Source organism: Sedimentibacter sp. B4 (genome assembly GCF_000309315.1).
GTDB classification, from domain to species: domain Bacteria; phylum Bacillota; class Clostridia; order Tissierellales; family Sedimentibacteraceae; genus Sedimentibacter; species Sedimentibacter saalensis.
In genome coordinates this window covers 1-356 of the sequence record NZ_CANG01000266.1, presented here as the reverse complement: position 1 = coordinate 356, position 356 = coordinate 1, and the positions used below count along the sequence as shown (strand labels likewise).

Below are 356 nucleotides of genomic sequence, written 5' to 3'. Positions count from 1 at the left end.
GATCGCGCGCAACGACTCGTGATCGCCTGCGATCCGCCGCGTCTGCAGAGGTGCTGGAACAGCTTTGCGGGGATCCGGACCGGGCCGTGCGGGAGATGGTTGCGCGCAACCCCGCAGCGCCAGCGGCCGCGCTGGATCGACTGGCGTCCGACAGGTCGCTGGTCCTGCGGCGGCTCGTCGCCGCCAACCGCTCGACGTCCCCGTCGGTGCTTGCGCGGTTGTCGAGGGAGCGTGACCAGCAGGTCCGTCGATATGTTGCCAGGAATCCGGCGACACCGGTCGAAGCGTTCGCCTGGCTCATGTCCGACTGGGATGTCGAAGTGCGCGTGGGGCTGGCGGGCAATCCGAGCCTTCCC

The 356-nt window shown here is 69.4% G+C and carries 1 pseudogene; it reads left to right on the top strand.

Annotation, left to right across the window (positions count from 1 at the left end):
* Window positions 1-356: pseudogene (locus tag BN358_RS11025) on the top strand (hypothetical protein); the annotation flags it as partial.